This is a genomic window from Sciscionella sediminilitoris (genome assembly GCF_000737195.2).
GTDB classification, from domain to species: Bacteria; Actinomycetota; Actinomycetes; order Mycobacteriales; family Pseudonocardiaceae; genus Sciscionella; species Sciscionella sediminilitoris.
Genome location: NZ_JALM01000094.1, coordinates 67,202 through 88,781 on the forward strand (window position 1 = coordinate 67,202; position 21,580 = coordinate 88,781).

Annotated in this window: 23 protein-coding genes; 13 read left to right on the forward strand and 10 right to left on the reverse strand. The window is 69.0% G+C overall.

Translation table 11 applies throughout. From position 1 onward, the window contains the following. Positions 1-32: 32 nt before the first annotated feature. Genes AD72_RS29590 through AD72_RS29600 form a run of 3 tightly spaced genes read left to right on the forward strand, consistent with a single transcriptional unit; the run spans position 33 to position 2,780 of the window. Positions 33-689: a DUF998 domain-containing protein gene (locus tag AD72_RS29590; protein WP_197285117.1), complete on the forward strand. Its 657-nt coding sequence runs from the start codon at positions 33-35 to the stop codon at positions 687-689. Then, positions 686-1,597, forward strand: a complete 912-nt coding sequence (locus AD72_RS29595; RefSeq protein ID WP_051899142.1) for a DMT family protein — start codon at positions 686-688, stop codon at positions 1,595-1,597. The genes AD72_RS29590 and AD72_RS29595 overlap by 4 nt, the downstream gene beginning before the upstream one ends. Then, positions 1,566-2,780 carry a glycosyltransferase gene (locus AD72_RS29600; protein ID WP_031469920.1) on the forward strand — a complete coding sequence of 405 codons (1,215 nt, stop codon included), beginning with the start codon at positions 1,566-1,568 and terminating at the stop codon, positions 2,778-2,780. Before AD72_RS29595 ends, AD72_RS29600 begins: the two co-directional genes overlap by 32 nt. Here AD72_RS29600 and mptB read toward each other — a convergent pair. The 7 genes from mptB to AD72_RS29635 all read right to left on the reverse strand — a co-directional run bounded on the left by mptB (position 2,764) and on the right by AD72_RS29635 (position 10,063). Beyond that, the gene (gene mptB, locus AD72_RS29605) at positions 2,764-4,380 is read right to left on the reverse strand and encodes a polyprenol phosphomannose-dependent alpha 1,6 mannosyltransferase MptB (RefSeq protein ID WP_031469921.1); all 1,617 of its coding nucleotides are present in this window, start codon (positions 4,378-4,380) and stop codon (positions 2,764-2,766) included. The two genes, AD72_RS29600 and mptB, sit on opposite strands and share 17 nt — an antisense overlap. A gap of 80 nt (positions 4,381-4,460) precedes the next feature. Continuing rightward, a complete protein-coding gene (locus AD72_RS29610) occupies positions 4,461-5,234 on the reverse strand; it encodes an SDR family oxidoreductase (RefSeq protein WP_031469922.1) in 774 nt (257 codons plus the stop codon). An 18-nt stretch (positions 5,235-5,252) separates the two neighbouring features. Continuing rightward, positions 5,253-6,419, reverse strand: coding sequence for an NADH:flavin oxidoreductase (locus AD72_RS29615; protein ID WP_031469923.1), 1,167 nt, complete (start codon positions 6,417-6,419; stop codon positions 5,253-5,255). Next, entirely contained in the window at positions 6,416-7,018 is a 603-nt protein-coding gene (locus tag AD72_RS29620) for a TetR/AcrR family transcriptional regulator (RefSeq protein WP_031469924.1), read from the reverse strand. Before AD72_RS29620 ends, AD72_RS29615 begins: the two co-directional genes overlap by 4 nt. A 148-nt stretch (positions 7,019-7,166) precedes the next feature. Then, a complete protein-coding gene (locus AD72_RS29625) occupies positions 7,167-7,967 on the reverse strand; it encodes a carbon-nitrogen hydrolase family protein (RefSeq protein ID WP_031469925.1) in 801 nt (266 codons plus the stop codon). A 12-nt stretch (positions 7,968-7,979) separates the two neighbouring features. Then, positions 7,980-9,314: an MFS transporter gene (locus tag AD72_RS29630; RefSeq protein ID WP_031469926.1), complete on the reverse strand. Its 1,335-nt coding sequence runs from the start codon at positions 9,312-9,314 to the stop codon at positions 7,980-7,982. Beyond that, a complete protein-coding gene (locus AD72_RS29635; protein WP_031469927.1) occupies positions 9,311-10,063 on the reverse strand; it encodes an HpcH/HpaI aldolase family protein in 753 nt (250 codons plus the stop codon). Before AD72_RS29635 ends, AD72_RS29630 begins: the two co-directional genes overlap by 4 nt. A gap of 134 nt (positions 10,064-10,197) precedes the next feature. On the opposite strand from AD72_RS29635, the gene AD72_RS29640 reads away from it, so the two are divergent. From AD72_RS29640 to AD72_RS29680, 9 genes are all read left to right on the forward strand, one after another. Further along, entirely contained in the window at positions 10,198-10,839 is a 642-nt protein-coding gene (locus AD72_RS29640; RefSeq protein ID WP_231645027.1) for a GntR family transcriptional regulator, read from the forward strand. 41 nt (positions 10,840-10,880) lie between these two features. Continuing rightward, a complete protein-coding gene (locus tag AD72_RS29645) occupies positions 10,881-11,555 on the forward strand; it encodes a DUF3137 domain-containing protein (RefSeq protein ID WP_051899143.1) in 675 nt (224 codons plus the stop codon). 67 nt (positions 11,556-11,622) lie between these two features. Further along, entirely contained in the window at positions 11,623-12,378 is a 756-nt protein-coding gene (locus tag AD72_RS29650; RefSeq protein WP_031469930.1) for a helix-turn-helix transcriptional regulator, read from the forward strand. After that, positions 12,375-13,838, forward strand: a complete 1,464-nt coding sequence (gene sufB / locus AD72_RS29655) for a Fe-S cluster assembly protein SufB (RefSeq protein WP_031469931.1) — start codon at positions 12,375-12,377, stop codon at positions 13,836-13,838. Before AD72_RS29650 ends, sufB begins: the two co-directional genes overlap by 4 nt. Beyond that, positions 13,839-14,990 (forward strand): Fe-S cluster assembly protein SufD, encoded by a 1,152-nt coding sequence (gene sufD, locus AD72_RS29660; protein WP_031469932.1) that lies wholly within the window; start codon positions 13,839-13,841, stop codon positions 14,988-14,990. Between the two features lie 41 nt (positions 14,991-15,031). Further along, positions 15,032-15,805, forward strand: a complete 774-nt coding sequence (sufC, locus tag AD72_RS29665; protein ID WP_031469933.1) for a Fe-S cluster assembly ATPase SufC — start codon at positions 15,032-15,034, stop codon at positions 15,803-15,805. Continuing rightward, positions 15,802-17,064: a cysteine desulfurase gene (locus AD72_RS29670; protein ID WP_031469934.1), complete on the forward strand. Its 1,263-nt coding sequence runs from the start codon at positions 15,802-15,804 to the stop codon at positions 17,062-17,064. The genes sufC and AD72_RS29670 overlap by 4 nt, the downstream gene beginning before the upstream one ends. 16 nt (positions 17,065-17,080) lie before the next feature. Continuing rightward, on the forward strand, positions 17,081-17,530 hold the full coding sequence (sufU, locus tag AD72_RS29675; protein ID WP_031469935.1) for a Fe-S cluster assembly sulfur transfer protein SufU: 450 nt from the start codon (positions 17,081-17,083) through the stop codon (positions 17,528-17,530). A gap of 8 nt (positions 17,531-17,538) precedes the next feature. Next, positions 17,539-17,943 (forward strand): metal-sulfur cluster assembly factor, encoded by a 405-nt coding sequence (locus tag AD72_RS29680; protein WP_031469936.1) that lies wholly within the window; start codon positions 17,539-17,541, stop codon positions 17,941-17,943. A gap of 39 nt (positions 17,944-17,982) precedes the next feature. Here AD72_RS29680 and AD72_RS29685 read toward each other — a convergent pair whose 3' ends face one another. Next, positions 17,983-18,579, reverse strand: a complete 597-nt coding sequence (locus tag AD72_RS29685; RefSeq protein ID WP_037347769.1) for a TetR/AcrR family transcriptional regulator — start codon at positions 18,577-18,579, stop codon at positions 17,983-17,985. Positions 18,580-19,050: 471 nt separating this feature from the next. On the opposite strand from AD72_RS29685, the gene AD72_RS29690 reads away from it, so the two are divergent. Then, complete coding sequence (locus AD72_RS29690) at positions 19,051-19,758, forward strand: class I SAM-dependent methyltransferase (RefSeq protein WP_031469938.1); 708 nt, start codon at positions 19,051-19,053, stop codon at positions 19,756-19,758. On the opposite strand, the gene AD72_RS29695 is transcribed toward AD72_RS29690, so the two are convergent. After that, entirely contained in the window at positions 19,742-20,584 is an 843-nt protein-coding gene (locus tag AD72_RS29695; RefSeq protein WP_031469939.1) for an ABC transporter permease, read from the reverse strand. The two genes, AD72_RS29690 and AD72_RS29695, sit on opposite strands and share 17 nt — an antisense overlap. Next, positions 20,581-21,549: a daunorubicin resistance protein DrrA family ABC transporter ATP-binding protein gene (locus tag AD72_RS29700; RefSeq protein ID WP_031469940.1), complete on the reverse strand. Its 969-nt coding sequence runs from the start codon at positions 21,547-21,549 to the stop codon at positions 20,581-20,583. Before AD72_RS29700 ends, AD72_RS29695 begins: the two co-directional genes overlap by 4 nt. Positions 21,550-21,580: the final 31 nt, after the last annotated feature.

Here is a 21,580-nt window from a genome sequence, read left to right on the forward strand (position 1 = left end):
TGACGGACCGCGTTCCGCGACAAGGTTTCCTGGTGACCGAGATCAGGCAACTCGAGTACGGCAGGCGAGCCTGCGGGGCACCCGTCGCGGTGGGCCTCGGCGCGCTCGGCGCGGCCGCCGCACTGGTGGCCGCGCTGCACGTACTCGCGGGCGGGCAGCTGGATCCGCTGCGGGACACGATCAGCGAGTACGTGTTCGTGCCGGGTGGCTGGCTGCTCGGGTTCAGCGCGCTCGGGATCGCGGTGGCCGGTTTCGCCGCGCTGCTCGGGTTCGCCAGGGCCGGGCTGGACCGCCCGCTCCCGGTGCGGCTCGCCTTCGGAGCACTGCTGCTGGGGGCGCTGCTCGCCGGGATGTTCCCGACCGACCACGGCGCGCTGAAGACGGTCCCGGCCTACATTCATCAGTACTCCTCGGGGCTGCTGCTGTTCGGGATCCCGGCACTGGCCTTGTGTGCCGCGGTGGCGGTGGCCCGGCGGGAGCGGATGCGCCGGTACGCGGCGGTGGTGCGCGGCACCACCGGGATCGTGGCCGGGCTGCTGGGCTGTTTTCTCTCCGCGCATCTCTCGGGTGCGCCGGAGCTGCTCCGCCAGGGACTCGGGGTCTTCGAGCGGCTGCTGTACCTGGCCGAGCTGGTGCTGCTCGGGCAGCTGGTGTACCTGCCGCGCCGGCTGTTGCGGGGTGCCCGGTGATCGCGCTGGGGATCGGGCTCGCGGTGCTGGCCGCGGCGGGGTTCGCGGTCGCGGCGGTGCTGCAGCACGGAGCGGTCGACCGGCGCGGGACCCGGGTTCGGGCACTGCTCGCGGACCGGCGCTGGCTGCTCGGGCTCGGTTGCCTGGTTTCCGCGTCCGCGCTGCACGCCGTGGCCCTCGCGGTCGCTCCGCTCGCGGTGGTCCAGCCGATCGGGGTGCTGGCCCTCGCGGGGGCGACCGGGTTCGCCGTGCACGCCAGGCGTGGCCGGGCCCGTGGCGGCGAACTGGCCGGGGTCGGGCTCGTGGTGCTCGGCCTCGCCGGGTTCCTCGGGTTCGGCGCACCGGTGGTGAGTGCCGCTCCGCCCGGACTGCTCGACACCGTGCTGGCCGGCGGGATCGTGCTCGCCGCGGTCGCCGGGTGCGTGCTGCTCGGCCTGCTCTGCGTCGGGGTGGCGCGCTGTCTGGGTTTCGCCGCGGCTGGGGCCTGTTGCTACGCCCTGGTCTCGGTGCTCACCAGGACGGCGGCGATCACCTTCGGTTCCGGTGGCCTGAGCCTCGCGGTGCTCGCCGTCGTCGGGGCGGCGGTGCTCTCCGCGCTGGCCGGTGGATGGCTCATCCAGCACGCCTACGCGGCCGGTTCGCCCGATCTGGTGCTCGCCTGTCAGACCGTCGGTGATCCGGCGATGGCCGTCGGTCTCGGATTCGGGGTGCTCGGCGAGGCGATGCACACCGGCGCCGCGGGCGCGGCGGCGATCGTGGGGTCCGCGGTCCTCGCGGTCACCGGGATCGCCGTACTCGCCAGGGATCGGGCCGGACATCCGGCTCGTCCCGCTTCCGTCACAACCTTCGTCAACCAACCGAAAGCAGGGGTTTCCGATGATCGTTTCGTCCAGCAACGTGCCGCATGAGGATCGTGCCCTCCGCGTGCTGATCGCGGCCGATACCTTCGCGCCGAACGTCAACGGGGCGGCGCGGTTCGCCGAACGGCTCGCCTCCGGACTGGCCGGTCGCGGGCACCTGGTGCACGTGGCCTGTCCGAGTGCCGATGGGGCCGAGCGCGTCGAGTCCTTCGGCGAGGCCACGGTGCACCGGATCCGGTCCAGGAGAATACCGGTGCACGAGGATTTCCGGATCTGCCTTCCGTGGCAGGCGAACGCGGCCGCGGAGCGCATCCTCGCGCGGGTGCGGCCGGACATCGTGCACGCGCAGTCGCATTTCCTGGTGGGCCGGGCGATGTTACGCGCCGCCGAACGCAACGGGATCCCCGCGGTGGCCACGAACCACTTCATGCCGGAGAACCTGCTCGCCTACGCACACCTGCCCCGGATGCTGCACCGCACCGCGATGCGGTTGGCCTGGCGGGATCTCGGCCGGGTGTTCGGTACGGCCGCCACCGTGACCACACCGACCGAGCGGGCCGCGGAACTGTTGCGGGACAACGGTTTCCCCGCACCGGTTCGCGCGGTCTCCTGTGGCATCGACACCGAGTCGTACCGTGGGCACGGTTCGGTGCGACCGGGCACCGTGCTGTTCGTCGGCAGGCTGGACCAGGAGAAGCGGGTCGAGGAACTGCTCGCCGCGGTGGCCAGGATCGAACCGGGGATCGCGGCGCGGGTGGAGATCATCGGGGACGGGCCCTGCCGTGCCGAGCTGGAGCGGCGTTCCCGGGAGCTCGGGATCGCCGAGCGGGTCACCTTCCACGGTTTTGTCTCCGAGCAGGAGCTGCGCGCCGCCTATGCCAGGGCCGAGGTGTTCTGCATGCCCGGGATCGCCGAGCTGCAGAGCCTGGCCACACTGGAGGCGATGTCCGCGGGTACCGCGATCCTCGCCGCGAACGCGGTGGCGCTGCCGCACCTGGTGCGCGAGGGGGAGAACGGCTGGCTGTTCACTCCCGGCGATGTCACCGAACTCGCGGAGAAACTGCGCGCGGTACTCGGCACCCCGGGCACCAGCATGCGGATGGGTGAGGCGAGCGGGCGGCTGGCCGCGGGTCACGCGCTGGAGAAGACGCTGGCCACCTTCGAGGAGATCTACACCGCCCAGCTTCCGGCGCCGCGCGAACCGGCCCGGGTGCTCAGTCCCGCGGCGTGAGCGGCCGCTTGCGCCACAGGGAGAAGCCGAGCACCGGAATCCGGTTGCGGACCAGGAGCAGCAGTATCGCGAGCACGATCAGGGCGAGCCCGATGGATTCGGGGACCACGAAGCCGCCCCCGGTCGGGCTGCTCCCGGTCGGCATCGGGGACACCAGGGTGGCCGCGGTGACGATCAGCGCGACCCAGATGCGGAACCGCGGCGCGGCGATCCCGGCGGCGAGCGGGATCATCGCCCACAGCAGGTACCACGGCTGCACCGAGGCGCCGAAGAACACGATCGCGCCGAAGGCCAGCGCGATCCCGGTGAGCGGGCGGACCTTGCCGTAGAAGGAGAGCAGCAGCACGGCCGCCGCGATGAGCACGCTGGCCACCATGCCGAACTGGCGCAGCAGATCGATGGCCGCGTCGGTGTTGTCGCCGAATCCCAGTGCGATACCGATCTGCCCGGTGACGTTGCCGATGTCGGTCATCGGTGCCAGGAAGGTCTTGATCTGGCCAGGGGTGCTCAGCGCGGCGGAGAACCAGCCGAGGCCGAGCCCGCCGATCATCGAGAACCCGGCCAGCACCACACCCGAGACCAGCACACTGACCACGCCGACCTGGATCAGCCGCCGCCAGGTGCCGCCGAGTCTTCGTGCCGCGTGCACCCCGAGGAAACCGAGCCCGACGAGCGCGGTGAACTTGATCGCCGCGCCGACCGAGACGAGCAGGGCACCGCCGAGGAAGTAGCCGAGTTCGGCGCGGGTGATCGGGGGAACCGGTTCACCGGGCAGCGGGACCGGCGGCATCTTGGTCAGCGCCACCTCGATCCCGGCGAGCATGAAGCCGATCATCAGGGCCTCGTTGTGCGCGCCCGCGATGAGGTGGAAGAGCACCAGTGGGTTCAGCGCGCCCAGCCACAGGGCACTGACCGGCTGCACCCCGAAGCGGCGGGCGAGCCGGGGGAGCGCCCAGACGAACAGTGCCACGCCGACCAGTTCGAGGAACCGGTGCAGCAGCGCCGCCGAGATGACGTGGTCCCCGCCGACCAGTGACGTGATCGCCCGTCCCGCGACAAGGAAGGCGGGCCCGTACGGCGCAGGGGTCTCGCGCCACACATTGGGCACGTTGCGCGCCAGCAGGTCGGCGGTGCCGAGGCCGGGAGCGGGCCCGACCTCGTAGGGATTCATGCCCAGCAGGAAGATCTTCGACTGCGCCAGATAGGAGTACACATCCCGGGAGAACATCGGCGGGATGAACACCAGCGGCACGGTCCACAGCAGCATGACCCGGTTGAGCTGGCGCGTGGTCGCCAGCCGTGGTTTGTCCGGGCGGGTGAACCGGCCGAGCCAGAGCCAGGCGACCAGGATCGCGAACAGTCCGGTGTAGGAGCAGGCGATGGCCACCGACGGCAGCCGCGCGAACAGCCCGATCACCGGCATATCGGGGACCGGGTTGAACACCGGTGCTGCTCCGGCGCCGAGGGATCCGCAGGCGAGCAGCAGCGCGCCGAGCGTGCCGAACCGGCGGACCAGGTCGAACTGGCGCCGTTCGGTGTCGTTCAGCGGTGGTTTGGCTGCGGCACGGTCCGCTCCGGCGGATTCGCTTCCGTCCGCCATCGGCGTCGCTGTGTCCTGGGCAACCACACCGAGAGGCTAGCGGCCGGTGGCGGGATGGCCCCGCACGGGTTCGGGGCGGCTCAGAACTGTTCGGGACGGGTGACCGCGTCCGCCCCGCCGTCGATCACGAACTGCGCCCCGTGCACGAAACCCGCTCCGGCGCTGAGCAGGTAGGCGATGAGGGTGGCGACATCCCGCGGTTGCCCGCGCCTGCCGATCGGGGTGGGGAAGGCCTCCATCGCCGCGCTGTAGCGCTCGTCGGCCAGGCCGTCCCGCAGCAGCGGGGTGTCCACCACCCCGGGGGCGACGGTGTTCAGCCGGACTCCGGCCGTGCCCCAGTCGCCCGCCCGCCTGCGCACCGCGACGGTGAGCGCGTTCTTCGCGGCGGCGTAGGCGTAGTGGCCGCGGTAGTCCCCGGCCTCGGCGACGGCGGCGGTCACCGCGGACTCGTCCCCGGATGCGATGGCCGGCGCGATCGGGTTCTCCGCCCACCGCACCTGTACCGAAGCCACCGAGGAGACCACGACAGCGGCCGGATCGGTGCCCGAGCGCAGGGCCGGGAACAGTCCGTCGAGCATGGCCACGGCGCCGAAGTAGTTGACCGAGGAGATCAGCGCGGGATCCTCGATGTGCGGGCCGAGCCCGGCGCAGGAGACGAACCCGTCGAGCGCGTGGGCGCAGTGCTCGAGCACCTCGGCGAGAGCGCCCTCCCGGCCGGTCCGGGTGCCGAGGTCGGCGCACACCTCGGCATCGCGCAGATCGATGCCGATCACCTCGTGCCCGGCCGCGCGCAGGGTCTCGGCGGTCGCCGCGCCGATGCCGGAGGCGGATCCGGTGACCGCGATCGGAGCCATGGGCCTCTCCTTACTCGTTCAGCGTGCGAGCACGCAATGGGTTCCGCGATAGATCGTCGGCATGCACTTGTTGCAGTGCACGCACAGGGAACGGGTCCGCGGTTCGGCGCGCAGCCGCGCGGGCAGGTCCGGTTCGCGCAGCAGCGCACGCGCCATGGCGACGAACTCGAATCCGCGCTCCATGGCCAGCCGCATCGTGTCCGCCTGGCTGATCCCGCCGAGCAGGATCAGCGGCATGTCGAGCCGGGCGCGGAACTGTTCGGCCTGGTCGAGCAGATACGCCTCCCGATACGGATAGGCGCGCAGGAACCGTTTCCCGGCAAGGCGCAGGCCGATCCGGAGCGGTTGGGGAAACGCCGCGGCGAACTCGCGCACCGGTGCCTGCCCGGTGAACAGGTACATCGGGTTGAGCAGCGAACTGCCCGCGGTCAGTTCGAGCGCGTCGAGTGCGCCCTCGGCTTCGAGCCATTCCGCCACTCGCAGGCTCTCGTCCAGCCACAGGCCGCCGGGCACCCCGTCGTCCATGTTCAGTTTCGCGGTGATCGCCAGCCGCCCGCCGACCGCTTCGCGCACCGCGCGGGCGATGGACAGGGCGAACCGGGCCCGGTTGCCCAGGCTGCCGCCGTATTCGTCATGGCGCCGGTTCAGCAAGGGGCTGAGGAAGGAACTGGCCAGGTAGTTGTGCCCGAAATGCAGCTCGACGGCGTCGAAACCGGACCGTTCGGCCAGCCGCGCGGCCTCGGCGTGCGCGGCGATGATCCGCTCCAGATCGCCGGGGCTGGCCGGGTGCATCATGCGCATCCCCAGGGGGCTCGGCATCCGGATCGGGGCGAGCGCGGGTGCCCGGTTGGATGCCGCGTTCGCGACCGGTCCGGCGTGCCCCAGCTGAGCGCTGATCGCCGCACCGTGCGCGTGCACCGCCTCGGTGAGCCTGCGCAGTCCGGGCACGGCTTCCGGGCGCATCCAGATCTGGTGCCGGTCGGTGCGCCCTTCCGGGGCGACGGCGCAGTAGGCGACCGTGGTCATCGCCGCGCCACCCGCGGCGACCCGGGTGTGGAAATCGAACAGTTCCTCGGTGACCAGCGCGTCCGGGGTGACGCCCTCGAAGGTCGCCGATTTGATGATCCGGTTGCGCAGCCGCACCGGGCCGATGCGTGCGGGGGAGAACACATCCGGTGCGGTCACGGCATCTCCTCTTCGGCGGCGAGGCCCGCGGTGACGAAGGTGTGCACGGTGCGAAAGGCGGCACGGCCACGGCGGGGCGGCTCACCCGCGGGCTGGCCGAAGGCGCGCAACACCAGTTCGAAGGCGAGGGCCCAGCGGCGTTCGGCCTCGCGCTGGTTCAGCTTCGGGCAGGCGGTGCGCAGCAGCCGGGCCCACGGGGCGAGGCTGAACCACTGGGAATGCCACTGCACATCGACCCGGGCGAGCACGACCGTGGCCAGCAGCCGCAGCCGGAGCCGGCCGACCGGATCGGCGGCGAGCTCGGCGAGGGGATCGAGCGCGACATCGACGAGCTCCCCGACGGTCGGTGTCCAGCCGTTGCGCCTGCGGGTGGCGAGCTCGGCCAGCCGGTCCTGCCACAGCGGTCCGAGGCGGCGCTCGAGCAGCTCGCCGACCAGGGCCGCCTTGGAACCGAAGTGGTAGTGCACCGCCGCCGGATTCATTCCCGCGGCCGCGTTGATCGCGCGCACCGAGACGTGTTCGTAGCCGTGCTCGAGCAGGAGTGTCTCGGCGACGGCCAGCAGGTGCTCGACCGTCGGGGAACTCGTCGTCGCAGCCATGCCGGAAATTAGAACACCCGCCAGTCGTCGTATCAAGCATCGATTCAATCAGTGATTGAAAATCTCGGGTCAAAAAAAATCCGCGCGAGCGACAGCCGTGCCATCGCTCGCGCGGGTGGTATGGGCAGGGAGAACCCGGGGTTGTGGACTACTCCGCCGGGGTGACCGAGAATCGGCGCAGCAGCAGCGCGGGGTTCTTCGTGCGTACCTCGGTCAGCCGCTCGGTGGACAGTTCGGCGACGGCGGTGTCCACCGATTCACCGAGCGAGGCGAGCACCACGCCCATCGGATCCACGATCATGCTGTTGCCCGCGCCGGTCGGCGCGCTCTGGTCGGCAGCGGCGACGAAGACCGTGTTCTCGATGGCGCGGGCGCGCACCAGGGTGGTCCAGTGGTTCTCCTTGAGCGGGCCGGGGACCCATTCGGCGGGAAGCAGCAGCGTGTCCGCGCCCGCGTCCACGATCCGCCTTGTCACCTCGGGGAAACGCAGGTCGTAGCAGGTCTGCAGGCCGAAGGTGTGCCCGCCGACGGTGAACGTCTCCGGTGCCTCGATGTCCCCGGGCTGGATGTGGTCCGATTCGGCGTACCCGAAGGCGTCGTAGAGGTGCAGTTTGCGGTAGGTGGCCGCGATGGACCCGTCGGGCGCGGCGGCGATCAGGGTGTTGTGCACCCGCTCCGAACCGGGGATAGCCTCGTTGAACCCGGCGACCAGGTACGCGCCCGATTCCTGTGCTTTGCCGAGCAGTGCGGTCACGAAGGGTCCGTCGATCGGTTCCGCGGAACGCACGAACCGCTCGTCCATCCGCGGCGCGGTGAACCCGGCGTACTCGGGGAGCACGACGACATGCGCGCCCCTGGAGACCGCGCGGTCGACGAGATCGGTGATCTGCTTGAGATTGCCCGCCTTGTCCTCGGTTGCGTTGAACTGGGCGACCGCGACAGCGACCATGGTTGTCTCCTCCTATTGATCGGCGGCAGGGGCGGGCATCCGCTCGACCTTGCCGAGAACGACTGTGTAACAAAGAATCCCGGCGATCAAGACGAGGCCGGTGACCAGGAACGCGCCCGCGAAGGACCCGGTGGCGTCCACGACGAGGCCGGTCACGATCGGTGCGGCGATCCCGATCAGGTTCGCGATGAAGTTGACGATCCCGCCCAGCGATCCGGTGTATCCCTCCGGGGCGACCAGCGCGATGATCGTGGCGCCCGCCGGATTCGAGACGGCGAGACCGGCCGCGCCGATCGAGAGGAACACCAGGGCGACGACGATCGATCCCGCGTAGGCCGCACCGGCGACGGTCAGCGAGACCAGCATGCTGGTGACGAGCACGATCCGGCGGACCTTGGTCTCGTTCCCGGTGCGCTTGATCCAGCGGTCCATGACGACTCCGGCGAACACGAACTGTGCGATGACCGCGATCAGCCAGGGGATCATCGTGTACACGCCGCCGGAGAGCAGGTTCACCCCGAACTGCTTGCCGAGATAGCCGGGTAACCAGGTGAGCAGTACGTAGTAGGCGTAGGTGTAGGCCGCGTAGCCGAACGCGATGCCCCAGGTCTTGCGGCGGCGCAGCAGATAGCCGATACCGCGCAGCGAACCGGCGCCGGTCACCCGCTCGTCCTGGGCCCCGCCGGAGCGCATGTAGTCGAACTCCGCCTGTCCGAGCCTGCCCTTGGCAAGCGACTGGCGCGGCGTGAGGTAGAGCAGCCACCACACGAGCAGGTACAGCAGGCTCAGGATGCCGGTGAAGATGAACGCGGCATGCCAGCTGAACGTGGTCACCAGGAACGCCATGACCGGGATGCCGACCACGTTCGAGATCTTCGCGCAGCCGTCGAAGATCGAGGTCGCCCTGCCGCGTTCGTGCTGCGGGAACCACTGGCCGATGGCCTTCCATCCCGCGGGCACGGTCGGCACCTCGCCGATGCCGAGGATGAGCCGGGAGATCAGCAGCAGGCCGAGGCCGCCCGCGGCGGCTGAGAGGAACGAACCGACCGCCCACAGCGCCGCCGCGGCCCGGTTCACCCAGCGCACCCCGATGCGGTCGATGATCGAGCCGATCGGCATCTGCAGTACCGCGTAGGTCCACAGGAAGGCCGAGGAGATGATGCCCATCTGCCCGGCACTGACGTGGAAATCGCGCATGATCTCCGGCGTGGCGACCGAGAGATTGACCCGGTCGATGTAGTTGACGAACATGCCGACGCCGATGACCCCCGCGATGCCCCAGCGGGCCCGCCCGATGCGCGAGGCGCGGGCGGGGGTCTCACTGGAGGTCTCGGGCCCGGCCGTCACGGCTTGGCCTCGAGCGCCCGCATCTCGTGCAGCGGGCCGGCGAATCCGGCGGAGAGTGCGCCGTGCTGCATGATCAGCGCGAGCTGGTCCGCCCCGTTGCGCGCGGCGAACTCCTTCTCCTCGGTGCTCCACGCGGGCAGTATCCACGGTTTGCCCGCGGCCTTCGCCGCCTCGGCGACCCGGCCCAGATCGGTGAAGTCACCGGCCTCGCGCGTGTAGGCCCCGCGCTCCCTGCGCAGCGAGAGGTCCGAGGGACCGACGAACACGCCGTCCACCGTGTCCAGCGCGAGGATCGCCTCGATTTCCTCGAGCGCACCCGCGTCCTCGATCATCGGCAGGCACCGAGTCTTGGCGTCCTGCTCGGCGACCCAGGCATCGCTCATCCCCGTGTAGGCCGCGGTGCGCCCACCGGCGAAGCTGCGGTCCCCGCGCGGCGGGAACTTCGCGAAGCCGGTCACCTCGCGTGCGTGCTCGGCGTTCGCCACGTGCGGGATCACTACGGCATCGGCGCCGAAATCGAGCGCCTGCTGGATCGGACCGCGCTCCGGGCCGAGCACCTTGGCCAGCACTTCCAGCCCGGTCGCCCGGCAGAAGGGGATGAACCGTTCGAGATCGGCGAGATCGAACGCCCCGTGTTCGATGTCCAGGACCACAGCTCCGTAGCCGAGGCCACGGGCGATCTCCACCGCGGCGAAACTCGGGTCGGAAAGCCAGATCGCATAGCGGCGGTCGGCGGGTTCGGGCGCCATTGCACACTCCTCGAATTCACTCGATGGGATTGACCCCAGAACTGTCGAATGGGGTATTCGCCGTGTATACACGAGGAATATCAGAGGTGTCCAGGGTCTTGTTACGATCTGTATCCGGCGACACGGAGGTGACGGTGGGCGAAGGACGCCCGGCGCGGGAACGCGTCTACGAATGGCTGCGGGACGCGATCATCAAGGGCACGCTCGACGGTGGCCAGTTCCTCGATGAGCAGTGGGTTTCCGGGGAGACCGGGGTGTCGAGGACACCGGTGCGCGAGGCGTTCCACCGGCTGCACGCGGAACGGTTCATCACCCTGCTGCCGCGCAAGGGAGCCCAGGTGCGCACGGTGACCGCGCGTGAGCTCGAGGAGGTCTACCAGAGCAGGCGGCTCATCGAGGGGCACGCGATCAGCACCCTGTGTGCGGCGGGCGCCGGTGCGCCACGGGAGATGGCCGAACTGATCGACCCCATGGAGGAGGCCGAGCAGGCACAGGACTGGTTCCAGGTGTCCAGCCTCGACCGGACATTCCACCGCAGCATGGTCGCCGCTGCCGGGAACACCGTGCTCACCGAGCTCTACGACACGCTGCGCTCCCGGCAGCAGCGGGTGGCCGTCCGTGCCATGCGCGCGCGACCGGAGCGGCTCAGCGTGATCGACGCCGAACACCGTGCCCTCGTCGCCGCGCTGGACGCGAACGACGAGGCCGAGGCGGTACGGGTACTGACCGAGCACCTCAAACCGGTGCCCGAGGTGGTGTCCGTCCTGCCGGGCTGAGGTATCGCCTGCTCCGTGCTCCAGAACCGAAGGGTGTGACGATGGGGTTGTTCGGGAAGAGCAAGGCCGAACGTGCGGCCGAACGCGAGCGCTTCCTCGCCGAACTCGCCGGACGCGGCTGGCGTTACGAGCAGGACGGGACCGCTCACGTGCCCGCCGTGCAGGCGCAGTACGACAACATGGTGCCGACGACCCCGGGCGGGCTCGAGCGAGGGCTGGCCCGGCTCGAGCACCCGATCACGGCCACCCCGCAGGTGCGGGCCGGGCGTGAGGTGATCACTGGCGTCCACCGGGGACGGCCGTTCCTGATCGGCACCTTCGACGAGGTGTACGAGGGACGGAGCAGCCAGACGAGGGTGGAATGGGTGTATCTGCCGGCGATCAGGCCGTTCGTCTCGGTGCGCCGAACTCCGGCGCTGGAGAGCGCGATCCGCAAGGGCATCGGGCGGGGAGACCGGCAGCTGGAGAGCGAGGAGTTCAACAAGTACTTCGAGATTCAGTCCGCCGACGACCGGTTCGCCTCGGACGTGCTCAATCCGAGGATGATGGCCTTCCTGCTGGACGACAGGCGTCGGTTCCGCGGCTTTTCCATCACGCTGGACAAGTTCGAGGTGCAGGAGCCGAGCCGGGAGGAGAACAACGTCGCGGAGCTGCTCGCTGCCCTCGATCTGCGCTGTGACCTGCTGGAACTCATCCCGGACTTCGTCTGGCGCTGAACCGCTCGGGGTGTGACACAACGGACAACCGAACCCCTCTTGGCCAGGCCCGACCGAATTACGTAACATGGGCGTTGTGAAAAACGTCGAGGCTGGCAGTGGACGCGGGGAGACCGCGTCCGATGGCGGCACTCGGCATCTTGTCGCACGGTTGCTGCTCGAGCAGGGCCCGGTGACGGCGGCCGCGGTCGCCGAGGAACTGGGGCTCAGCGCCGCCGCGGTGCGCAGGCATCTCGATGCCCTGCTCGCCGATGGTGAGGCGTGCGAGCGGCAGGCGCCGACGCTCGGGCACCGCGGTCGCGGCAGGCCGGCCAAGCACTTCTCGCTCACCGAGGCGGGACGGGCGAGGTTCGGTCACGCCTACGACGATCTCGCGGTCTCCGCGCTGCGGTTCCTCCGTGAACACGGCGGCGAGGAGGCGGTACGGGCGTTCGCGGCCTCGCGGATGTCCGCGCTCGTCGAGTCGCGCCGTTCGCTCGCGAAGCGATTCGCCGGCGAGAACGACAAGGAACGGGTCGCCGCCCTTGCCAACCTGCTTTCCCGTGAGGGATACGCGGCGTCGACAAGGACGCTCGGTTCTGGTGAACAGCTTTGCCAGCACCACTGCCCGGTCGCGCACGTTGCCGCGGAGTTCCCCGAGCTCTGCGAGGCCGAGACCGCCGCATTCGCCGAAGCTCTCGGCACGCACGTACAGCGGCTCGCCACCATCGCGCGCGGCGACGCGGTCTGTACGACGCATGTACCCGCGGTACCCAAGGGGACGAAGAGTCCCGTAACAGGAACTGAGATGTCGAACGCTCAGGATGGAGGAAAGCCCGCATGACTGCCGCTGCAGAGCAGCGCACCACCACAGCGCAGCCCCAGCCGGACCAGGCACTGACGCAAGAGGAAACCCTTGCCACGCTTGGTAACTACCAGTACGGCTGGGCCGATGACGATGTGGCGGGTGCCAGCGCACGACGTGGTCTCGACGAGAACGTCGTCCGTGACATCTCGGCCAAGAAGAACGAGCCGGAGTGGATGCTCGAGCAGCGCCTGAAGGCGTTGCGGCTGTTCGAGCGCAAGCCGATGCCGAACTGGGGCGCCGACCTGTCCGGGATCGACTTCGACAACATCAAGTACTTCGTGCGTTCCACCGAGAAGCAGGCCCAGACCTGGGACGACCTTCCGGAGGACATCAAGAACACCTACGACAAGCTCGGTATCCCGGAGGCGGAGAAGCAGCGGCTGGTCGCCGGTGTCGCCGCCCAGTACGAGTCCGAGGTCGTCTACCACAAGATCCGCGAGGACCTCGAGGAGAAGGGTGTCATCTTCCTCGACACCGACACCGGCCTGCGCGAGCACCCGGAGATCTTCGAGGAGTACTTCGGCTCGGTGATCCCGTCCGGGGACAACAAGTTCTCCGCGCTGAACAGCTCCGTGTGGTCCGGCGGCAGCTTCATCTACGTGCCGAAGGGCGTGCACGTGGACATCCCGCTGCAGGCGTACTTCCGGATCAACACCGAGAACATGGGGCAGTTCGAGCGCACCCTGATCGTGGTCGACGAGGACGCCTACGTGCACTACGTCGAGGGCTGCACCGCGCCGATCTACTCCAGTGACTCGCTGCACTCCGCGGTCGTGGAGATCGTGGTCAAGAAGGGCGGCCGCTGCCGGTACACGACTATCCAGAACTGGTCGAACAACGTGTACAACCTGGTCACCAAGCGCGCCAAGGCCGAAGAGGGCGCGACCATGGAGTGGATCGACGGCAACCTCGGCTCCAAGGTCACGATGAAATACCCCTCGGTCTTCCTGATGGGCGAGCACGCCAAGGGCGAGGTGCTCTCGGTCGCGTTCGCCGGCGAGGGCCAGCACCAGGACGCCGGCGCGAAGATGGAGCACCTGGCGCCGAACACCTCCTCGCAGATCGTCTCCAAGTCGATCGCGCGCGGTGGTGGGCGTACCTCGTACCGCGGCCTGGTCAAGGTCGCGAAGCGGGCGACGGGCTCGGCCTCCACGGTGAAGTGCGACGCGTTGCTGGTGGACACGGTCAGCCGCAGTGACACGTACCCGTACGTGGATATCCGCAACGACGACGTGTCCATGGGGCACGAGGCGACCGTCTCCAAGGTCAGCGAGGACCAGCTGTTCTACCTGATGTCCCGCGGCCTGACCGAGGACGAGGCGATGGCGATGGTGGTGCGCGGCTTCGTGGAGCCGATCGCCCGCGAGCTGCCGATGGAGTACGCGCTCGAACTCAACCGGCTGATCGAACTGCAGATGGAAGGAGCAGTCGGCTAGATGTCGACCAACGTGGCGGAGGCGGCGGAAGCCGTCGTCCCGGAAGTTTCCAAGGGAGAGCGGTTCCGCTCGTACGACGTCGACGCGTTCGAGGTGCCCGGCGGCCGCGAGGAGGACTGGCGGTTCACCCCGATGCGCAGGCTGCGCGGCCTGCACGACGGGAGCGCCAAGCCGAGCGGTTCGGCGACGGTCGAGGTGACCGGTGAGGCGAGCGTGGAGACCGTGGACCGCACGGACTCCCGGCTCGGCGAGGCGGGAGTCCCCGGCGACCGGATCGCCGCGCAGGCGTACTCCGCGTTCGAGACCGCGACCGTGGTGAGCGTGCCCGCGGAGACCAAGCTCGAGGGCCCGGTCACGGTGACGGTCACCGGCCCGGGCACGGACCAGGTCGCCTACGGGCACATCCAGGTCCGGGCCGAGCGGTTCGCCGAGGCCACCGTGGTGCTCGACCACCGGGGGAGCGGGATCTACGCGGACAACGTGGAGATCGTCGCCGGGGACGGGGCCAAGCTCTCGGTCGTCGTGGTCACCGACTGGGAAGACGACGCGGTGCACGTCTCCGCGCAGCACACCAAGCTCGGCAGGGACGCCACACTGCGGCACACCCTCGTCGCGCTCGGCGGCGACCTGGTCCGGGTCTCGCCGACGGTGCAGTTCAGCCAGCCGGGCGCGGACGCCGAACTCGACGGGCTGTACTTCGCGGACGCGCACCAGCACTTCGAGCACCGGCTGTTCGTGGACCACGCGGTGCCGAACTGCCGCTCGAACGTGGTCTACAAGGGCGCGCTGCAGGGCGAGGACGCGCACACCGTCTGGATCGGCGACGTGCTCATCCGGGCGGCGGCCGAGGGCACCGAGACCTTCGAGCTGAACCGCAACCTGGTGCTCACCCAGGGCGCGCGCGCCGACTCGGTGCCGAACCTGGAGATCGAGACGGGGGAGATCGTCTCCGCCGGGCATGCCTCGGCCACCGGCCGGTTCGACGACGAGCAGCTGTTCTACCTGCAGGCCCGCGGTATTCCGGAGGACCAGGCGCGGCGGCTGGTCGTGCGCGGCTTCTTCCACGAGCTGCTGATGAAGATCGACGTCCCGGAGGTCCGGGAGCGGCTGGAGAACGCCATCGAGGCCGAGCTGGAAGCAGTCGGTGCCTGAGCCGGCCCGAACCACCACAAGCGATTACGAAGGAACGAACATTGAGCACCCTTGAGATCAAGGACCTGCACGTCGCGGTGAACACCGACGAGGGGCAGAAGGAACTGCTGCACGGGGTCGACCTGACCATCAAGTCGGACGAGACCCACGCGATCATGGGCCCGAACGGATCCGGCAAGTCCACGCTGTCCTACGCGATCGCCGGGCACCCGAAGTACGAAGTCACCTCCGGCTCGGTCACCCTGGACGGCGAGGACGTCCTGGAGATGAGCGTGGACGAGCGCGCCCGCGCCGGGCTGTTTCTCGCCATGCAGTACCCCGTCGAGGTTCCCGGCGTCTCCATGTCGAACTTCCTGCGCACCGCCGCGACCGCGGTCCGCGGCGAGGCTCCGAAGCTGCGCCACTGGGTCAAGGAGGTCAAGGAGTCGATGGGCGCGCTGGACATCGACCCGGCCTTCGCCGAGCGCAGCGTGAACGAGGGCTTCTCCGGTGGTGAGAAGAAGCGCCACGAGATCCTGCAGCTCGACCTGCTCAACCCGAAGTTCGCGATCCTGGACGAGACCGACTCCGGTCTCGACGTGGACGCACTGCGCGTGGTCTCCGAAGGCGTGAACCGGTACCGCGAGGCCGGTGGGCACGGCATCATGCTGATCACCCACTACACGCGGATCCTCAAGCACATCAAGCCGGACTTCGTGCACGTGTTCGCCGGCGGCAAGGTCGTCGAGTCCGGCGGCCCGGAGCTCGCGGACAAGCTCGAGGAAGAGGGCTACGTGGCCTACACCGGGAACAAGAAGGAAGCCGCCACGGTATGACCGCCATCGACGTCGCACGGGTACGCAAGGATTTCCCGATCCTCGCGCGCACCGTGCGCGACGAGAAACCCTTGGTGTACCTGGATTCGGGCGCTACCTCGCAGCGCCCGAACCAGGTCCTCGAGGCCGAGCGGGAGTACACCGAGCAGCACAACGCCGCGGTGCACCGGGGAGCGCACCAGCTCGCCGAGGAGGCCACCGACGCCTACGAGGACGCGCGTGCGAACATCGCCGGGTTCGTCGGGGCGAGGCCGGACGAGGTGGTGTACCTCAAGAACGCCACCGAGGGCATCAACCTGATCGCCTACGCGATGGGCAATGCCTCGACCTCCGGTCCGGAGGCGGAGCGGTTCGCGCTCGGTCCCGGTGACGAGATCGTGGTCACCGAGATGGAGCATCACGCGAACCTGGTGCCGTGGCAGCAGTTGTGCCAGCGGACCGGTGCCACGCTGCGCTGGTTCGGGGTCACCGAGGAAGGCAGGCTCGACCTCTCGAACATCGACGAGCTGGTCACCGAGCGGACCAAAGTGCTCGCCTTCACTCACCAATCGAACGTGCTCGGCACCGTCAACCCGGTGCAGACGCTGGTGCGCAAGGCGCACGAGGTCGGTGCGCTGACCGTGCTCGACGCCTGCCAGTCGGTGCCGCACTTCGGAGTGGACTTCGGCGCGCTCGGGGTGGACTTCGCGGTGTTCTCCGGGCACAAGATGCTCGGCCCGTCCGGGGTCGGCGTGCTCTACGGGCGCTCCGAACTCCTCCAGGCGATGCCTCCGTTCCTCACCGGCGGCTCGATGATCGAGATGGTGCGGATGGCCGGAAGCACCTTCGCGCCGCCACCGCAGCGGTTCGAGGCGGGCAGCATGATGATCGCCCAGGCGGTCGGCCTCGGTGCGGCGGTGGACTACCTGAAGCTGCTCGGCATGGGTGCGATCGCGGAACACGAGCGGGAGCTCACCGCGGCGCTGCTGCGCGGGCTCGGGGAGATCCCCGGGGTCACCATCGTCGGGCCGGAGACCACCGAACAGCGTGGTGCGGTCGTGTCCTTCACCGTGGACGGGGTGCACCCGCACGACGTCGGCCAGGTACTCGACTCCTACGGGGTCGCCGTTCGCGTCGGGCACCACTGCGCATGGCCGTTGCACCAGCGGTTCGGCATCCCGGCGACCGTGCGGGCCACGCCGTACTTGTACAACGAACTGTCCGAAGTGGACACGCTGTTCGAGGGTGTTCGCGCGGCGCAGGAATTCTTCAAGGTCTAGGCAGGTTGGTTGGTTCATGCAGCTGGACTCGATGTACCAGGAGATCATCCTCGACCACTACAAGCACCCGCACGCCCGCGGGTTGCGCGAGCCGTTCGACGGTGAGTCCTTCCAGGTAAATCCGACCTGCGGGGACGAGATAACCCTGCGCGTGCGGCTGGACGGCGAGCAGGTCGCCGATGTGTCCTACGACGGTCAGGGCTGCTCCATCTCCCAGGCGGCCGCCTCGGTGCTCACCGATCTGGTCATCGGCAGGCCCGCCAAGGACGCGCTGGCCACGATGGACGCCTTCGTGGAGCTCATGCAGGGCAGGGGCAAGGTCGAGCCGGACGAGGATGTGCTCGAGGACGCCATCGCGTTCGCCGGGGTCGCCAAGTACCCGGCGCGGGTAAAATGTGCCCTGCTCGGGTGGATGGCGTTCAAGGACGCGCTCGTGAAAGCCAACGCAGTCGAAGCGGAAAAGTAGGTATACCGATGAGCGAGACGCAAACCGAAACCAGCCGTGACGGCCGCACCGCTGCGGACATGCCCGAGCCGGGCGAGGCCGGGAACCAGTCCGCGCGGATCGACGAGATCGAAGAAGCGATGCGCGACGTGGTCGATCCGGAGCTCGGCATCAACGTGGTCGATCTCGGCCTGCTCTATGACGTGCACGTCGAGACGGACAACAGTGTCACCCTCGACATGACGCTGACCTCGCCGGCCTGCCCGCTCACCGACGTCATCGAGGACCAGACCATGTCGGCCCTGACCGGTGGCCCGGGTGGCGGGATCGTCAGCGAGGTCCGGATCAACTGGGTCTGGATGCCGCCCTGGGGCCCGGAGAAGATCACCGACGAAGGGCGCGAGCAGTTGCGCGCCCTCGGCTTCACCATCTGAGGCGATAAAGCGTATTCCGGCGGCGTGTGCTGATCGCGGTCAGGCTCGTTCCATGTTCGCAGGGGCGAGCCGGGCCGCGATCGCGCGCATTCCGGCCACGAAATCCTCGGGTTTGGGCGCGCTTTCCGGATCGAGCACGTAGTGCAGCATCAGCCCGTGGAACACCGCGAGGTAGACGTTGCCCGCGGTGCGGATGGTGTGCTCGTCCACGGATTCGGGGGAGACGCCCTCGAACGCGACGAGATAGTCGATGATGGCGGGCTGGAACGTGGCGAGGGCGACCTCGCGGATCTCCTTGACGTGATCGACCTGCAGCATCATGTCCACGATCGCCTTGGTCATGGGCCGATCGCTGGTGAACGTCTCGACCACCTCGCGGAAGAAGGCGAGCAGCCGTTCGGCCGGGTCCTCGATCCCGGTGGTGGCCTCCCGGGCGCGGGTGCGGGCGGCGAACCACTGTTCGGCGAGTGACTTGGCCGCTTCGTTGAGTAGATTCTGCGTGGAACCGAAGTGGTAACCGATCGCGGCGAGGCTGGTCCCGGCGACGGAAGTGATGTCTCTGGCGGTGGTGCGCGCGTATCCCTTCTCACGCAAGCACTGCAGCGCTCCGGTCATCAGGTCCTCGCGATTGCCCATAGGCGTGAGACTAGCGTGGCACTGAAACACGTGTCTTTGGGCAGCGCGTTACCCGATCGGGTGTACTTGGTGGAAAGCTAACAGTTGTGACATCCGCGCGACCGCCGGTATATATCCGGATGGCATAGCCCGATGGATCCGGTCGGTCCCCGTTCGCGATGCCCGGTTCGCGAATCCATCCGAAGCAGCGGGTCCGCGCCATGGCTGGAACCTTGGGTTATCTGTCCACTGTGGATGGTTGGCGGGGTGGTGGCCGCGATGCCGGGAGCCGAAACCTGGCGGGCGCCGTTCCCGGCGTTATCCGCCCGGTCGGCGGAGATACGGAGAGTGCTGGTGCCGTGACCTGGTCGGCCACCCGAACGGGTAGGTCGGGACCGGGTGCACTGACAGAGCGCATCTCCGGATGTCCGGCCGGGAATCGCCGGTTCGCGCGGGCAAATGGTTTGACCGGCCCGATTAGTCTCGACCGCTGTGAGCTTCAACGACTATGACGTGCTGGCCGAGGATTACGCGCGGCACAACGAACGGAACGCGTACAACGCCTACTACGAACGGCCCGCGACCCTCGAACTCGCCGGGGATGTGCGCGGCCTCCGGGTGCTGGACGCGGGCTGCGGATCGGGGGCGCATGCCGAAGCATTGCTGTCCGGCGGCGCGAGCGTGACCGGTCTCGACTCGAGCGCAGGAATCCTGGCGCTCGCCAGGGAACGCCTCGGTGCGCGGGCTACGCTGCTGCACGCGAACCTCGCGGAGCCGCTTCCGCTGCCGGACAACGGTTTCGACCTGGTCATCGCGCCGCTGGTGCTGCACTATCTGCGGGACTGGGAGCCGACCCTGCGGGAGTTCCGCCGGGTCCTCGGGAACGGGGGGCGGCTGGTGTTCTCCACCCATCACCCCACGATGGATTTCGCGGAGTCCGGCGGCGAGGACTACTTCGCCACCTACGCCTTCACCGAGGACTGGCCCGCGGGCGACCGCACGGTGACGATGCGGTTCTGGCATCGCCCGCTCACCGCGATGACCGAGGCACTGCGGGCTTCCGGGTTCGCGATCGAGCGGCTCACCGAACCGGCCCCGGTGCCCGAGTGCCGCGAGCTGTTCCCCGAGGATTACCGGACCATCAGTACGAAGCCGAGGTTCCTCTTCTTCGACGCGCGCGCGGTCAGGTCTGGCGATTGAACCGGCGCATCGTGAGCGGGCCGAACACCGCGAGCAGGACGGCGCACTCGATCAGCACGATGCCGGCCGCGGGCCAGACCGGGCCCGCGGTCATCGCCGCGCGGACCGAATCGGTGAGGTGACTGACCGGGTTGACCCGGACGAACGCCTCCAGCCAGCCGGGCATGGTCGCGGGGTTCACGAAGATGTTGCTGCCGAAGGTCAGCGGCATCATGATCATCATGCTGACGCCCATCACGGCGTTGGTGGTGCGCAATACGAAGCCCAGCAGTGTCCAGAGCCAGGCGAGGCTGAATGAGAACAGCAGCAGGATCGCCACGCCGAGCAGTACCCCGCCGACACCGCCCGCGGGACGGAAACCGAGCGCGAGACCGAGCCCGACCACGATGGCCGAGGCGACGGTGAACCGCACCGCGTCCCCGAGCAACGCCCCGACGAGCGCGGAAGGGCGCCAGATCGGCAGTGAGCGGATCCGGTCGAAGACCCCGCGCTCGATATCGGTGCGCAGCGCCATCCCGGTGTACATGGTGATCATGATGACGCTCTGCACCAGGATCCCGGGGATGAAGAACTGAAGGTAGTCGTGCACCGATCCGGCGAGCGCGCCACCGAACAGGAAGCTGAACATCAGCGTCATCATGACCGGGAAGATCGTCACGTCGAACAGCTGCTCGGGAATGTGCTTGATGCGCAGCAAAGCGCGCCACCCGAAGGTCAGCGAGGTGTGCACCGCTCCCGGCCTGCCGGGCCGTTCACCCGCGGCCAGCGCGGCCCCGATGGTCTCCTCGAGTGCCTGGGGATCCGGTTCGGTACGGGTCGCGGTCATGCGGCTGTCTCCTTGACGTGTTCACCGGTGAGGGCGAGGAAGACCTCGTCGAGGCTCGGCTGCCCCAGCGAGAAGTGCGCGACCGGGATGCCCGACTCGGCGAGCAGGCCGAGCGCGGCGGCCACGGTCGCGGTGGGGTCGGCGGTCGAATCGGCCAGCCGCGCGGACAGCTCGGCCGGGTCGGCCTCCGCGCGCACCGCGGTGCCCAGTGCCCCGGCGAGCAGTGCGCGCGCGGACTCGCGCTGACCGGGCTCGGCGAGGCGCACGTACACGGCGCCGGTGCCCACCGAAGCCTTGAGTTCCCCGGTCGTGCCCTCGGCGATCAGCGTGCCCTTGTCGATCACCGCGATGCGGTCGGCGAGCTGGTCGGCCTCGTCCAGGTACTGCGTGGTGAGCAGGATCGTGGTGCCGTGCGCGACCAGGGCGCGCACGATGTCCCAGACCTGGTTGCGGCTGCGCGGATCGAGCCCGGTCGTCGGCTCGTCGAGGAACAACAGGCGCGGGGTGGTCACGATGCTCGCCGCGATGTCGATACGCCGGCGCATACCGCCCGAGTAGGCCTTGACCTGGCGCTGCGCGGCCTCGGCGAGACCGAAGGCCGTGAGCAGCTCGTCCGCCCTGGTCCGGGCGGCGCGCCGGGAATAGCCGAGCAGCCTGGCCAGCAGCACGAGGTTCTCGGTCCCGCTGAGGTCCTCGTCGAGCGAGGCGAACTGCCCGGTGAGGCTGACCATGGAGCGCACCCGGTCCGCCGCACGGCGCACATCCGCGCCGAACACGGTGGCCGTCCCGCCATCGGGCACCAGCAGGGTGGCGAGCATCCGGATCGTGGTCGTCTTGCCCGCCCCGTTCGGGCCGAGGAAACCGTAGACACCGCCGTCCGGCACCGCCAGGTCGACCCCGTCCACCGCACGGTTCGTGCCGAACACCTTCACCAGCCCGGAGGCTTCGATCGCGAGTTCGCTCATGAGGCGGATGATACGGCCGATATCCGACAAA

What these genes read in the sequence shown, in the direction of transcription:
- AD72_RS29600 (WP_031469920.1), top strand. Translation starts at nt 1,566, where the DNA reads ATGATCGTTTCGTCCAGCAACGTGCCGCATGAGGATCGTGCCCTCCGC.
- AD72_RS29670 (WP_031469934.1), top strand. Translation starts at nt 15,802, where the DNA reads ATGACCGCCATCGACGTCGCACGGGTACGCAAGGATTTCCCGATCCTC.
- AD72_RS29610 (WP_031469922.1), bottom strand. Translation starts at nt 5,234, where the DNA reads ATGGCTCCGATCGCGGTCACCGGATCCGCCTCCGGCATCGGCGCGGCG.
- AD72_RS29685 (WP_037347769.1), bottom strand. Translation starts at nt 18,579, where the DNA reads ATGGGCAATCGCGAGGACCTGATGACCGGAGCGCTGCAGTGCTTGCGT.
- AD72_RS29620 (WP_031469924.1), bottom strand. Translation starts at nt 7,018, where the DNA reads ATGGCTGCGACGACGAGTTCCCCGACGGTCGAGCACCTGCTGGCCGTC.
- mptB (WP_031469921.1), bottom strand. Translation starts at nt 4,380, where the DNA reads ATGGCGGACGGAAGCGAATCCGCCGGAGCGGACCGTGCCGCAGCCAAA.
- AD72_RS29625 (WP_031469925.1), bottom strand. Translation starts at nt 7,967, where the DNA reads ATGGTCGCTGTCGCGGTCGCCCAGTTCAACGCAACCGAGGACAAGGCG.
- AD72_RS29695 (WP_031469939.1), bottom strand. Translation starts at nt 20,584, where the DNA reads ATGACCGCGACCCGTACCGAACCGGATCCCCAGGCACTCGAGGAGACC.
- sufD (WP_031469932.1), top strand. Translation starts at nt 13,839, where the DNA reads ATGTCGACCAACGTGGCGGAGGCGGCGGAAGCCGTCGTCCCGGAAGTT.
- AD72_RS29635 (WP_031469927.1), bottom strand. Translation starts at nt 10,063, where the DNA reads ATGGCGCCCGAACCCGCCGACCGCCGCTATGCGATCTGGCTTTCCGAC.
- AD72_RS29680 (WP_031469936.1), top strand. Translation starts at nt 17,539, where the DNA reads ATGAGCGAGACGCAAACCGAAACCAGCCGTGACGGCCGCACCGCTGCG.
- AD72_RS29700 (WP_031469940.1), bottom strand. Translation starts at nt 21,549, where the DNA reads ATGAGCGAACTCGCGATCGAAGCCTCCGGGCTGGTGAAGGTGTTCGGC.
- AD72_RS29650 (WP_031469930.1), top strand. Translation starts at nt 11,623, where the DNA reads ATGGGCGTTGTGAAAAACGTCGAGGCTGGCAGTGGACGCGGGGAGACC.
- AD72_RS29645 (WP_051899143.1), top strand. Translation starts at nt 10,881, where the DNA reads ATGGGGTTGTTCGGGAAGAGCAAGGCCGAACGTGCGGCCGAACGCGAG.
- sufU (WP_031469935.1), top strand. Translation starts at nt 17,081, where the DNA reads ATGCAGCTGGACTCGATGTACCAGGAGATCATCCTCGACCACTACAAG.
- sufB (WP_031469931.1), top strand. Translation starts at nt 12,375, where the DNA reads ATGACTGCCGCTGCAGAGCAGCGCACCACCACAGCGCAGCCCCAGCCG.